This is a genomic window from uncultured Stenotrophomonas sp., from assembly GCF_963519925.1.
Taxonomy (GTDB): domain Bacteria; phylum Pseudomonadota; class Gammaproteobacteria; order Xanthomonadales; family Xanthomonadaceae; genus Stenotrophomonas; species Stenotrophomonas maltophilia_AE.
Genome location: NZ_CAUQPH010000040.1, coordinates 1 through 13,081, shown reverse-complemented (window position 1 = coordinate 13,081; position 13,081 = coordinate 1). Strand labels below are relative to the sequence as shown.

At 69.0% G+C, this 13,081-nt stretch carries 11 protein-coding genes; 6 read left to right on the top strand and 5 right to left on the bottom strand.

Features of this window, described 5'->3' with window-relative positions:
- The first annotated feature begins 12 nt into the window (after positions 1–12).
- Entirely contained in the window at positions 13–657 is a 645-nt protein-coding gene (locus RWO33_RS09585; RefSeq protein WP_314104645.1) for a hypothetical protein, read from the top strand.
- Here the strand turns inward: RWO33_RS09585 and RWO33_RS09580 are convergent.
- Positions 576–1,454 carry a methylglyoxal synthase gene (locus RWO33_RS09580; protein ID WP_314104643.1) on the bottom strand — a complete coding sequence of 293 codons (879 nt, stop codon included), beginning with the start codon at positions 1,452–1,454 and terminating at the stop codon, positions 576–578. The genes RWO33_RS09585 and RWO33_RS09580 overlap by 82 nt on opposite strands.
- A gap of 163 nt (positions 1,455–1,617) precedes the next feature.
- Here RWO33_RS09580 and RWO33_RS09575 point away from each other — a divergent pair, with 163 nt between their 5' ends.
- A complete protein-coding gene (locus tag RWO33_RS09575) occupies positions 1,618–1,893 on the top strand; it encodes a hypothetical protein (RefSeq protein WP_314104641.1) in 276 nt (91 codons plus the stop codon).
- Between the two features lie 130 nt (positions 1,894–2,023).
- Here RWO33_RS09575 and RWO33_RS09570 read toward each other — a convergent pair whose 3' ends face one another.
- The 3 genes from RWO33_RS09570 to RWO33_RS09560 form a co-directional block, all read right to left on the bottom strand.
- The gene (locus tag RWO33_RS09570) at positions 2,024–3,469 is read right to left on the bottom strand and encodes an FAD-dependent oxidoreductase (RefSeq protein WP_314104639.1); all 1,446 of its coding nucleotides are present in this window, start codon (positions 3,467–3,469) and stop codon (positions 2,024–2,026) included.
- A gap of 80 nt (positions 3,470–3,549) precedes the next feature.
- Positions 3,550–8,004 carry a glutamate synthase large subunit gene (gene gltB / locus RWO33_RS09565; protein WP_314104637.1) on the bottom strand — a complete coding sequence of 1,485 codons (4,455 nt, stop codon included), beginning with the start codon at positions 8,002–8,004 and terminating at the stop codon, positions 3,550–3,552.
- Between the two features lie 177 nt (positions 8,005–8,181).
- Entirely contained in the window at positions 8,182–8,598 is a 417-nt protein-coding gene (locus RWO33_RS09560; RefSeq protein WP_145480628.1) for an I78 family peptidase inhibitor, read from the bottom strand.
- Between the two features lie 137 nt (positions 8,599–8,735).
- Between RWO33_RS09560 and RWO33_RS09555 the strand changes: the two genes are divergently transcribed.
- Positions 8,736–9,791: a DNA topoisomerase IB gene (locus RWO33_RS09555; RefSeq protein WP_145480630.1), complete on the top strand. Its 1,056-nt coding sequence runs from the start codon at positions 8,736–8,738 to the stop codon at positions 9,789–9,791.
- 94 nt (positions 9,792–9,885) lie between these two features.
- Here the strand turns inward: RWO33_RS09555 and RWO33_RS09550 are convergent, their stop codons facing one another.
- Positions 9,886–10,227, bottom strand: coding sequence for a hypothetical protein (locus tag RWO33_RS09550; RefSeq protein WP_314104634.1), 342 nt, complete (start codon positions 10,225–10,227; stop codon positions 9,886–9,888).
- Between the two features lie 175 nt (positions 10,228–10,402).
- On the opposite strand from RWO33_RS09550, the gene RWO33_RS09545 reads away from it, so the two are divergent.
- The 3 genes from RWO33_RS09545 to RWO33_RS09535 all read left to right on the top strand — a co-directional run.
- Complete coding sequence (locus tag RWO33_RS09545) at positions 10,403–11,503, top strand: SDR family oxidoreductase (protein ID WP_314104632.1); 1,101 nt, start codon at positions 10,403–10,405, stop codon at positions 11,501–11,503.
- 134 nt (positions 11,504–11,637) lie between these two features.
- Positions 11,638–12,024, top strand: coding sequence for a BlaI/MecI/CopY family transcriptional regulator (locus RWO33_RS09540; RefSeq protein WP_145480636.1), 387 nt, complete (start codon positions 11,638–11,640; stop codon positions 12,022–12,024).
- A gap of 3 nt (positions 12,025–12,027) precedes the next feature.
- The coding region (locus tag RWO33_RS09535; protein WP_314104630.1) for a M56 family metallopeptidase at positions 12,028–13,081 on the top strand (1,054 nt) is incomplete at its 3' end.

Below are 13,081 nucleotides of genomic sequence, written 5' to 3'. Positions count from 1 at the left end.
CCCGGAACGCCCATGTCGACGATGGCATCGGTTGCCTTCGACGTGCTCACCAATGTGCTTGCCGCGGCCGTGCTTGGCACGGTAGCGCTGCTGCGTACGCGCGTGCCGGATGTGTCCGGGGTCTGGACCCTGACCCGCCTTGCGCCGGGGGGCGCGGCCGACGCGGTGTACCTGGTGATGCTGTCGCAGAGTGGCACGCGCGTGGAGGGCGTGGCCGAATGCGTGCAGTGGCGTACCGGCCAAGGGCCCCTGCGGCCGCTGCCAGCGCGCGAACGCCCACGGGTGGAGGTCAGCGGCGGGTTGTATGGCAGCGTGTTCCACCGCAAGCGCTTCCGCCTGCTGTTCCGCGAAACCGGGCGGCGCCAGGGCAGCATCGCCACGCACGGGATGGATCGACGCGAAAGCGATGACCATTGGCACGGCAGCTATATCGCCAGTGCCGATGGCAGCAGTGGCCAGAGCGACTGGCGACGGGGGCAGGGCGTGCACGGCTTCGCCGCCCCCGGCGACACGCAGCCAGCATCGGTGGGCGCCTGCCGGGAATCAGGGGATGCGTCGCCCAGGGACCTGCGAAATCAGCGCGACGGCCGCGCGCGCAGCACGGCCGCCTGCGCCCACCGCGCCGCCACGCGCGGTGCGGTGATGCAGACCGCCTGATCGGTCACGGTGGTGACCGCGCGCTCCAGCAGCTGGATGTCGGCCTCGTGCTGCCGCGCCACGTGCGGGTCTTCGAAGAAGATCGCGCGCTGGCAGCGGCCTTCGAGCACCTGGTCGGCGATCTGCGCGTCGCCGCCCATCGGCCCGCTCTGGTAGCGGGTGACCCATTCCTGGTCCCGGGCCCAGCCGCGGCTCCAGGCCAGTTCGTTCAGGCGCTGGCCGGTGGTGCCGGTACCGACGCGGCTGCGGAACCGCGACAGCAGGTCGAAATGCTCGTCGGCGAAGGCCAGCATCGCCGGCTTCATCGCATCGTGGGCAATCAGCGCCAGCGTGTGCTGTTCGAAGGCATGCAGGTCATGGGCGCCCGGGTCAGCGGAAAGGCCGGCGTGCACGCGCTCTACCTCTACCCAGTCGCGCGCGGTGGCCACGGTGGAAATGAACGGCTTGCCGTGGATCACGCACTGGCGCTTGAGCGCGGTGGCTTCGGGGAACACCGAGGAGGGGTCGACCGGATCCATCAGGTAGATCGCGCCGTCGAGGGTGCGCTCGGGCGTGCCCATGCCGACCACTTCGGCGACCAGCTTCATCAGCCCGCCTTCGCGGCCGTTGGGATAGCGGCGCAGGGTCGGGAAGTCGGGCAGGAAGCCCAGCCGCTGGATCGCGTCGTAAGTGCGCCCGACCGCATGCAGTTCCACCCCCAGCTCGCGCAGCCCGCTGTCGCTGGCGCGCAGCCAGCGGAACAGGGCGGCGTGCTTGTCGTGGTGGTGCAGCCGATTGGCGGCCAGGCCGATGCGCATGGGGATCCTTGGTTGAGCCGGAAGCGACATTCTATGGCGCATTCTGGATTGGCGGCCCTGCGCCCGGCACCCGCCTTCACACCTTTTCGTAAAAGTTGCATGGGCGCCCATAGGGGTCATAACCGACATTGGCGTCCGCCCTACGCCACCCAGGTTTCCCCACATGCCCTTGACCGCTTCCCCTACCGTTTCGCCGGTGCAGCAGACGCTGGCCCACGATCGCAGTGCCCGCATCCGCGCGCTGGGGCGCCTGCTGCGCCATGCCGCCAGCGGCGACGCCGATGTGCTTCTGGTGGGGCTGGCGCGCATGCTGGATGCGCACATCGAATGCGACCACGCCGATGCAGCCAGCAATGCCCGCATCCGCAGCCAGCTGGATGAGATCCAGCTGCTGTTGGCATTGGAGATCGAACGCGCCGGTCTGCGGGCAGCCGCCTGATTCCAGCGCTGCGTGGGCCGGCCAACGGCCGGCGCTACCCGCCCTGGTCGTCATCACCCGTAGCGTCTGCCCGCCGGCTCCACTCACCGGTAGCGCCGGCCGTTGGCCGGCCCACGGATATCCGCCGGCGTTACGCGCTGATCAACGTCACGATGCTTGCCGCCGCATCACGGCCTTCGGCCACGGCGGTCACCACCAGGTCCGCACCGCGTACCGCGTCGCCGCCGGCGAACAGCTTCGGGTGGGCGGTCTGGAACGGCAGGCGGCCGCTGCCGCCGGCGAGGATGCGGCCATTGCTGCCGGCTTCCACGCCCTGCGCGGTGAGCCATTCCGGTGCGGTGGGCGAGAACCCGAAGGCGATGATCACCACGTCCGCTTCCAGCAGCGATTCGCTGCCCTCGATCGGCACCGCGCTGCGCCGGCCCTGTGCGTCCGGTTCGCCCAGGTGGGTTTCCACCACGGTCACGCCGATCGCCTCGTCATCGGCACCGGCCTCGATCGACAGCGGCTGGCGGTTGAACAGGAAGCGCACGCCTTCTTCGCGGGCATTGGCCACTTCGCGCGCCGAGCCCGGCATGCTGGCCTCGTCGCGGCGGTACGCGCAGGTAACCCGCGCCGCGCCCAAGCGCACCGCGCTGCGCACGCAGTCCATGCCGGTGTCGCCACCGCCCAGCACCACCACGCGCTTGCCTTCCAGGTCGGGCAGGGCCAGGGTGTCTTCCCAGCCGGCGATCGGCCGGCCGTGCGCGTCGCTGCCGCTGACGATGCGGCTGTTCTGCACCAGGAACGGCAGCGCCGGCAGCACGTTCTTCAGATCCTGGCCGGGCAGGCCGCCATCGGTGTAACGGTACGCACCGGTGCCGACGAACACCGCGTCGTAGTCGGCCAGCAGCGTATCCAGGGTGACGTCGCGGCCGATCTCCACGCCCAGCCGGAACTGCACGCCCATGCCTTCGAGCACGTTGCGGCGGCGGCTGATCACCGACTTGTCGAGCTTGAAGCTGGGAATGCCGAACTGCAGCAGGCCGCCAATCTGTTCGTAGCGGTCGTACACGACCGCCTGCACGCCGGCGTGCGCCAGCCGGTCGGCGCAGGCCAGCCCGGCCGGGCCGGCACCAATCACCGCCACCCGCTTGCCGGTGCTTTCCACCGCCGCCATGTCCGGACGCCAGCCGGTGGCCAGGGCGGTGTCGACGATGTACTTCTCCACCGCGCCGATGGTGACCGCGCCGAATTCCTCCAGCGTGCAGCTGCCTTCGCACAGGCGGTCCTGCGGGCACACGCGGCCGCACACTTCCGGCAGCGGGTTGGTGGAATGGCACAGCGTGGCCGCTTCATGGATGCGGTTTTCCTGCACCAGCTGCAGCCACTGTGGAATGGCGTTATGTACCGGGCACTTCCAGCTGCAGTACGGGTTGCCGCAGTCCAGGCAGCGACCGGACTGGTACTGGGCGTCTTCCTTGCCGAACTTGCCGTACAGCTCGCCCCAGTCGCCGGAGGTGCGCAGTTCCACCGGGATGCGCTGCGGCATGGTCCGGGGCAGGTCGAGGAACTGGAAAGCGTGCTTGCGGCTCATGTGTAGGCCCTGGAATTTCCTGGTGCCGGCCAACGGCCGGCGCTACCGAATAGTGGGCCGGTCCGGAAACCGGCGTGGCGTCACGCGGCGCGGCGCAGCGAATCGGTGAGCGATTCGATGCTCGCGGCCTTGGGTTTTACCAGCCAGAACTTGCCGACGTAGTCGCGGAACTCGTCGAGGATCTGCTGCGCCCAGATGCTGCCGGTGAGCTCGCGGTGGCGGCTGATCAGCGTGTGCAGGTGCTGGCGATGGTTCTCGAAGCCTTCGGCCGAAATGCGGTGGATGTCGATCAATTCGTGGTTGTAGCGGTCCACGAAGTCGCGGTCGATATCCAGCACGTAGGCCAGGCCGCCGGTGAAGCCGGCACCGAAGTTCAACCCCACCTTGCCCAGCACCAGCACGATGCCGTCGGTCATGTACTCGCAGCAGTGGTCGCCGGCGCCCTCGATCACCGCCAGCGCGCCGGAGTTGCGCACGCCGAAGCGCTCGCCCGCGCGCCCGGCGGCGAACAGCTCGCCACCGGTGGCGCCGTACAGGCAGGTGTTGCCGATGATCGCCGTGTTGCGCGCCTCGAAGCGCGCACCGCGCGGCGGGCGCACGACCAGGCGGCCGCCGGCCATGCCCTTGCCGACGTAGTCGTTGGCTTCGCCTTCGACCTCCAACTGCAGGCCGCCGACATTGAACGCGCCGAAGCTCTGCCCGGCGGTACCGCGGAAGCGCAGGGTCAGCGGTGCATCGCTCATGCCCTGGTTGCCATGCGCGCGGGCGATCGCGCCGGACAGGCGGGTGCCGATCGAGCGGTCGGTGTTGTGGATCAGGAAGCGGTGTTCGCCGCCCAGCTTGCCGGCGATGGCCGGGGCCAGCAGGCCATCCATCTGCGTGGCCAGGCTGTCCGGCGACTCATACAGGCGCTGCGCGGCACAGTGGCTGCCGGCGTACTGCGCCGGGTTGAGCAGGCGCGACAGGTCGACCTTGACCCCCGGGCGCGGTGCCACCTCCAGCTGCTGCAGCAGGTCGGTACGGCCGACGATTTCATCCAGCGAACGCACGCCGAGGTACGACAGCCAGCCGCGCACTTCCTCGGCCAGCAGCCGGAAGAAGTTCTCCACGCGTTCGGGCAGGCCGGTGAAGTACTGCGCGCGCAGGCGCTCGTCCTGGGTGGCCACGCCGGTGGCGCAGTTGTTGAGGTGGCAGATGCGCAGGTACTTGCAGCCCAGCACGATCATCGGCGCGGTGCCGAAGCCGAAGCTGTCCGCGCCCAGCAGCGCCGCCTTGATCACGTCCAGGCCGGTCTTCAGGCCACCGTCGGTCTGCAGCAGGGTGCGCCCGCGCAGGTCGTTGGCCACCAGGGCCTGGTGCGATTCGGCCACGCCCAGTTCCCACGGCACGCCCGCATAGCGGATCGAGCTGACCGGGCTGGCACCGGTTCCGCCGTCGTGGCCGGACACGGTGATCAGGTCTGCACCGGCCTTGACCACGCCCGCGGCAATGGTGCCCACGCCGGCATGCGAGACCAGTTTCACCGAGACCAGCGCATCCGGATTGACCTGCTTGAGGTCGTAGATCAGCTGGGCCAGGTCTTCGATCGAATAGATGTCGTGGTGCGGCGGCGGTGAGATCAGGCCGATGCCCGGTTTGGCATAGCGCAGCCGCGCGATCAGCTCGTTGACCTTGTGCCCGGGCAGCTGCCCGCCTTCGCCGGGCTTGGCGCCCTGGGCCACCTTGATCTGCAGCACTTCGGCATTCACCAGGTATTCGGCGGTGACGCCGAAGCGGCCCGAGGCCACCTGCTTGATCTTGCTGCGCTTGTTGGTGCCATAGCGGACCGGATCTTCGCCGCCTTCGCCGGAGTTGCTGCGCCCGCCCAGCCGGTTCATGGCGATGGCCAGTGCTTCGTGCGCCTCAGGCGACAGCGCGCCGAGGCTGATCGCGGCGGTATCGAAGCGGCGGAACAGGTCTTCGGCCGGGGCCACTTCATCCAGCGGGGTCGGCGTCGGCGCCGCCTTGAGCTGCAGCAGGTCGCGCAGGGCCGAGACCGGCCGGCCGTGCACCGCTTCGCAGTAGCGCTGCCAGTCGGCCGCCTCCCCGCTGCGCGCGGCGCGCTGCAGGGTCATGACCACGTCCGGGTTGTACATGTGGTATTCGCCGCCGTGCACGTACTTCAGCACGCCGCCCACGTCCGGACGCAGCAGGTCGTTCCAGGCGCGCACGGTGAGTTCGCGGGCCTCGTCGTCCAGCCGCGCGAAGCCCACGCCCGCCACCCGCGACGGGGTCTCGGGGAAGCACAGGTCGACCACTTCGTCATCCAGGCCGACGATCTCGAACAGCTGCGCCCCGCGGTAACTGGCCACGGTACAGATGCCCATCTTGGAGATGATCTTGGACAGGCCCTTGTAGATGCCCTTGCGGTAGCTGCGACCGATCTGCGACTGCTCGCCGCCCTTCTTCAGCTGCAGGATGCCGCGCCGTCCCAGGTCGAACAGGGTCTGGTAGGCCAGGTACGGATACACCGCCGTGGCGCCGAAGCCGAGCAGGCAGGCCATGTGGTGCGGGTCGCGCGCGGTGCCGGTTTCCAGGATCAGGTTGACGTCGCAGCGCAGGCCGGCGTTGGACAGGTGGTGGTGCACCGCGCTGGTGGCCAGCAGCGCATGCACCATCGGCCGGTCGGCCACCGGGTAGCGGTCGCTGAGCAGCAGCATGACGATGCCTTCGCGCGCGGCCGCTTCGGCTTCGGCGCAGATGCGTTCGATACCGGCCTTCAGCCCTTCGTCCAGGCTGTAGGACAGGTCGATGAGCCGGTTGCGGTCCAAGTACTGCGGCATCTTGATCAGCTGGCGCAGCTTGCGCTGGCTGAGCACCGGCGAATTGAGGATGACGTGGTTCACCGTCTCCGCGCCGGCATGGAAGATGTTGGTCTCCTTGCCGAGCTGGGTGGTGAGCGACATCACGCAGTCTTCCCGCAGCGGGTCGATCGGCGGGTTGGTGACCTGCGCGAAGGCCTGGCGGAAATAGTCGTACAGCGGACGGCTCTGCTGGCTGAGAACCGCCATCGGGGTGTCGTCGCCCATCGAACCGGTGGCTTCCTGCTCGGTCTCGGCCAGCGGGCGCAGGATCTGCTCCACTTCCTCGGTGCTGAGCTGGAACAGCTTGTGGTAGCTGCGCAGGGTGCGCTCGTCGAACGGCTCTTCCACCAGCGACGGGTCGATCAGCTCGGTCTGCAGGTAGGTCACGCCCTGCTGCAGCCACTGCTTGTACGGCGCGCGGCCGCGGTTGATGCGGTCGATCGCATCGGAATCGAGCAGGTCGCCGCGCTTGAGGTCGATGGCCATCATCTCGCCCGGGCCCAGCTTGCCCTTGCGCACTACGCGCTCGGCCGGGACTTCCCATACGCCGGCTTCGGAGGCGACCAGGAAGTGGCGGTCGGAGGTGAGCATCCAGCGCGCCGGGCGCAGGCCGTTGCGGTCCAGCGTACAGGCCGCATAGCGGCCGTCGCAGGCGACGATGCCGGCCGGCCCGTCCCACGGCTCGCTGTTGAGGCCGTAGAACTCGTAGAACGCGGCCAGGTCGGCGTCCTTGAACTCCAGCGACTGGGTCGCCGGCGGCACCAGGATGCGCAGCGCCTGGATCAGTTCCATGCCGGCGCTGACCATCAGCTCCAGCATGTTGTCCAGGCTCTGCGAATCCGAGCCGTGCATGGAGATCACCGGGTCGAACTCGGCGATGTCGAAACGCGGGGTCTTCCACACCTTGCTGCGCGCCTGCGCCCAGCGCCGGTTGCCTTCGATGGTGTTGATCTCGCCGTTGTGGGCGAGCATGCGGAACGGATGCGCCAGCGGCCAGCGCGGCAGCGTGTTGGTGGAGAAGCGCTGGTGGAACACGATCGCGCTGGAGGCGAGGTCGTTGCGCTGCAGGTCCGGGTAGAACCGGCTCAGCTTGTCCGGCAGCACCATGCCCTTGTAGCTGATCGCATTCGGGCTGAGCGTGGTGACGTAGTAGTCGGCGTGTTCGCGCAGCTGCTGTTCGCTGCGGCGGCGGGCCAGGAACAGGGCCAGGGTGAAGGCTGCTTCGTCCTGGCCGTGGCCGGCGTCGACGAACACCTGTTCGATCTGCGGCAGGGTGTCGCGCGCAAGCTGGCCACACACGCTGGGGTCGGTGGGCACCACGCGCCAACCCAGCGGCTGGCAGCCGGCATCGCGCAGCTGCTGTTCGAGGGTGTCGCGGCAGGCCTGCGCGGCGGCTGCATCGTGCGGCAGGAACACCACGCCCGCAGCATGGCGCGCACCGAGCTGGATGCCGGCTTCGGCAGCGAGTGCTTTCAGGAAGGCGTCCGGGCGGCGCAGCAGCAGGCCGCAGCCGTCGCCGGTGATGCCGTCGGCGGCGACGCCGCCACGATGGGTCATGCGGGAAAGCGCGGCAATCGCGGTGTCGACCAGCAGCCGGGACGGCTGGTCATCCAGTTGCGCGACCATGCCGAAACCACAGGCATCGCGTTCGTCTTGCGGGTCGTAAAGCCCTTGGCGGTTGCGGGGGGCCATCTCTGCCTCTAAGTCGGGTGAGCGGCGACACTCGTCCCCGCTCAATCCGTCGAGCGCATCTGGAGGCACCGGATGCTTCGACTAGAGCACAGTTGCTGCAACGCCGCAATACACCGTTGCAGGCGCAACCAAACCCGTTGGAAAGCGGGCGTTCCGCCCGGTTTCCGTGCCGCCAATTCAGCCGCAGCGCACGCCGGTGACTACACCCTTTTCGTCCACTTCAACGTTCAGGCGTTCGCCCACGAATTCCATGGTGGTCATGTCGGTCGGCTTGAGCACGCGCAGTTCGCGGGCATTGGCATCCTGCTGCGCCTGGCCACCGATTTCCTCGGAATAGGCCTGGCCGATCAGGCTCTGCACCTGGTTGGCGTCGCAGTTGCCGACAGGTGGCGCTTCGGTGGCTTTGCCCGCGGTGGCATCGGCGGGCGCGGCGGCTTCTTCTGCCGCCTTCTGTGCGTGGGCACCTGCCGCGTCCTGTTCGTCCATCGGCGGCGCCTTGCAGGCGCCCAGCAGCAGCACGGTCGGGAGCAGGAGAGCGCCCAGGAGTCTGGGAGCGATGGAGGGCAGCACGCGGCGGGACGACAAGGACGACATCGAGACTCCGGAAGGTTGGAAACCAGGAAGGGCAAGAGCATATCCCGAGCCGCCGCGTGAGGTGTTTGTCTTCTGTTATTGACGCGGCATCGCCGCGCCACGGACCACACTGCAGGCCCGTTCCCGCCGCTGCCTCCATGCCCGCACGCCTTGCCACCCCCGAAGTCGCCGCCGCCCGCCAGGCCGGCCTGCGCTATGTCAGCGACGACCAGCCCGGCATCGCCCGGCGCAAGGCCGGCAAAGGTTTCAGTTACCGCGATGCGGACGGGCACGCAGTGCGCGACGCGGCCACCCTGGCCCGGATCCGCGCACTGGCCATCCCCCCGGCCTACACCGAGGTCTGGATCTGCGCATTGGACAACGGCCACCTGCAGGCCACCGGGCGCGACGCGCGCCGGCGCAAGCAGTACCGATACCACGCGGACTGGGCGCGGGTGCGCGGCGATGGCAAGTTCGACCGGGTGATCGCCTTCGGCCAGGCGCTGCCAACACTGCGGCGGCGCCTGCGCCGCGACCTCAAGCTGCCAGGGTTGCCGCAGGACAAGGTGCTGGCCATCGTGGTGGCGCTGCTGGCCGAGACCCTGGTCCGCGTGGGCAACCCCGAGTACGCCCGCGACAACCGTTCGTATGGCCTGACCACATTGCGCAACCGCCACCTGGAGCTGGTGCGCGGCGGGCGTGCACGCATGCGCTTCCGGGGCAAGTCGGGGCAGGAGCACGAGGTGGAGATCAACGACCAGCGCCTGGTCGAGCTGATCCGACGCTGCCAGCAGTTGCCTGGCCAGGCCCTGTTCCAGTACCGCGACGACGACGGCACCATCCAGCCGGTGGACTCGGGCCAGGTCAACGCCTACCTGCGCGACGCGATGGGCGAGGACTTCAGTGCCAAGGACTTCCGCACCTGGGGCGGCACCGTGGCGGCGCTGCGTCATTTCGCGGCCACCGCGCTGCCGGAGTCGCCCAGCGAGCGCGCGCTGGCCGCGCTGCAGAAGGAGGTCATCTGCCAGGTGGCCGCACGCCTCGGCAACACGCCGGCCGTGTGCCGCAAGGCCTACATCGACCCCAGCGTGTTCGACGGCTGGCGCGCCGGCTCACTGGTGAAGCTGGCCACCCTGCGCGGCGACCGCCAATGGGAGCAGGCCACGCTCAAGTTCCTGCGCATGGCAAGGAAAAAGACCCGCAAGGCCCGCTGATCCCGCCGCACGCGGCTACCGCAACCGAAACCGCGCCCCGGTAGCGCCGACCGTTGGTCGGCCCAAGCGGTCCAACCGCGCCCATCAACCTCGATCAACCGCAGAACACGGCGGTGATGTTGTTGGTACGCCCGGTCTCGATGGTCAGCCGCTCCCCCCCACTTTCCGGACCCGGCGTAGCGTTCGCCGCACCACTCGCGGTGGCACCACTCTCCGCGCGCTGCCCGCGCACCACCACCACTTCCAGGCTGTCGCTGTCCACCCGCGCGCGTTCGACGGTGGCGGCCGATGCGGCCAGGCCGACGGCGCCGCGCACCTTGTCCACGTGGCACTGGCCCGAAATGACGCCATCAATGGGCTGCACCTGCGCGACCGGCGTACTGCTGCAGGCGGACAGGACGGTCAAAGCGGCAACGGCAAACAGGGGACGCAACATGGCAGCACTCCAGCGGGATTCTGGTGCCCACGATGCCGCCGCACGCGTATGCGGCGGATGAAGCCATACACAGTGTGGCGACATGCCATTCACCGGCTGCGACGGTGCGGTTGGCCACACTGCCTGTGCCCTGCCACTTCCTCCCGGCACGGGCCACGCGTTGAAGGAGCACATCATGGCCACCGCCAGAAAGACCCGCAAAACCTCCGCCTCCAAGCCCATCGCCCAGGATGCGAAGCCCGTCCGCGAGCGCACTCCGGTGGTCAAGACCGCCACCCGCAAGGCGGCCGCCACCGACCCGCGCGCGGCCCGCGTGGCGGCACGCCAGCGTCGCCTGCAGGACCAGGAAAAGGCCAAGGACGCGCGCGCTGCGGCGAAGAAGGCCAGCAAGAAGGCGACGAAGAAGGCCACCCAGGCCGGTAGCCGCAAGCAGCCGGAGACCATGCCGGCCCAGCACATTGCCAAGCCCGGCAACGAGCACGAACTGGACCTCGCCCCGCGCTTCCTCGCGCCCGACTACGTGGGCAGCGGCAAGCTGCAGGGCAAGCGCGCGATCATCACCGGCGCCGACTCCGGCATCGGCCGCGCGGTAGCGGTGCTGTTCGCCCGCGAAGGTGCGGACGTGGCGGTGCTGCACCTGGACGAAAAGGAGGACGCCGACGTCACGCGCCAGCACGTGGAAGCCGAAGGCACCCGCTGCGTGGTCATCGCCGGCGACGTGCGCGATCCGAAATTCTGCAACAAGGCGGTCAAACAGGTAGCCAAGGCGTTCGGCGGCATCGACATCCTGGTCAACAACGCGGCATTCCAGCTGCACTGCGAGCGCCTGGAAGACCTGGAAGACGAGCACCTGCAGGAAACCCTGCAGACCAACATCGGCGGCTACATCCAGATGGCGCGTGCGGTGCTGCCGCACCTGCAGGAAGGCGGCTGCATCATCAACAGCGGCTCGGAGACCGGCCTGTTCGGCAGCAAGGCGCTGATCGACTATTCCGCCACCAAGGGCGCCATCCACGCCTTTACCAAGGCACTGGCCAGCCAGCTGCTGCCACGCGGCATCCGGGTCAACGCGGTCGCACCGGGACCGGTGTGGACGCCGCTCAACCCGGCCGACAAGCAGGCACCGGACGTGGCCGAATTCGGCAAGGACAGCGACATGGGCCGCCCCGCGCAGCCGGAGGAACTGTCGCCGGCGTATGTGTTCCTGGCCTCCCCGATTACCGCCAGCTACATCAGCGGCGTCATCCTGCCGGTAATGGGCGGCCCGCGCGGGTAATCCAGACCAACCAAGTAGGTCGCGACCGTTGGTCGTGACCGCCTTCTACCGTTCGTCGGCTTCCGCCCTCCGGCACTTGACGACAACTGTAGTCACTGGCACCGTGGCTACACGTGTAGTCAACGGAGTGTGCCATGCGCGGCAAGACCATTGGGGACCAGGAACTGGCCCTGCTGCAGTACATAGCGGAACAGGACGACGCCAGCGTCGGGGAAGTGGCGGCCGGCTTCGGCGAGGAGCGTGGTCTGGCCCGCTCCACCGTGCTGACCATGATGGAACGCCTGCGCGGCAAGTCTTACCTGCAGCGCCAGCAGGTCGAGGGCGTGTACCGCTACTCGGCCACCGGCGAACAGGACAGCGTGGTCCAGGGGGCGGTGGCCAGCTTCGTGGAGAAGACCCTGCAGGGGTCGGTGTCGCCATTCGTGGCTTTCATGTCGCACAAGGCCGACGTCAGCGACAGCGAACTGGCCGAGCTGGAAGCGCTGGTCGCGCAGCTGCAGTCGCGCAAGCGGGAGGGCTGAGCCATGGATACCACGATGATGGAACTGCTGACTCGCCTGGCCTGGACCTCCGTGCAGAGTGCGGTGCTGGTTGCCCTGGTGTGGGGCGTGTGCCGGCTGCTGCCGCGCCTGCCCGCAGCCACGCGCTGCCGGCTGTGGTGGCTGGTTGCGCTGCAGGCAGTGCTGGGGCTGGTCTGGAGCAGTCCGCTGGAACTCGCCGTGCTACCCGCGCCGGGCATCGACACCGCCACGATGGCTGCGCAGCCGATGGTGCCGGTGCAGATGGAACTGACCGGGGTGATGGTCGACGTGGCGCCGCCAGCGGCCACGACCGCGCTGATGCCCACGCTGTCCTGGCAGACGGCGCTGTTCGCGCTGTGGGCCGCCGGTGTGCTGGTGATGCTGCTGCACAGCCTGCGCGCGTATCGGCAGAGCCGCGCGCTGGTGCGCAGTGCCGTGGCGTGCACGGATTCCAACCTGCAGCAGGCGCTGCAGCTGGCTGCAGAAGCGCATGGACTGGCACGCGCGCCGCAGCTGAAGATGTCCGCGCAGATCACCTCGCCGCAGCTGATCGGCCCATGGAATCCGGTGCTGCTGCTGCCGGCTCGCGAGCTGCCGGCGATGGCGGCGGATGATCTGGACATGGCGCTGACCCATGAACTGGTGCATCTGCAACGCCGCGACCTGTGGTGGGGGCTGCTGCCCGCGTTGGCGCAGCACCTGCTGTTCTTCCACCCTCTGGTACACCTGGCGGCACGCGAGTACGCGCTGGCGCGCGAAGAGGCCTGCGACAGCGCCGTGGTGGCAGGGCATGGCCACTGCCGCCATGACTATGGCCGCCTGCTGGTGCAGCTGGGCGTGGCGCCGCGTCCGGCGGTAGGCGTGGCCAGTGCATCGCCGAACTTCCGCAGCCTGAAGCGTCGGCTGCTGACCCTGCAACAGACCGGCTCGCTGCCGCGCGCGGTATCGGTGGCGGTGACGGCCGTGTTCGTACTGGTCGGCGTTGCCCCGCTGCGGCTGGTCGCGGCGGTACCGCCGGTACCGCCTGCACCGCCCGCGCTGGCCGCCGCCCCGGCAC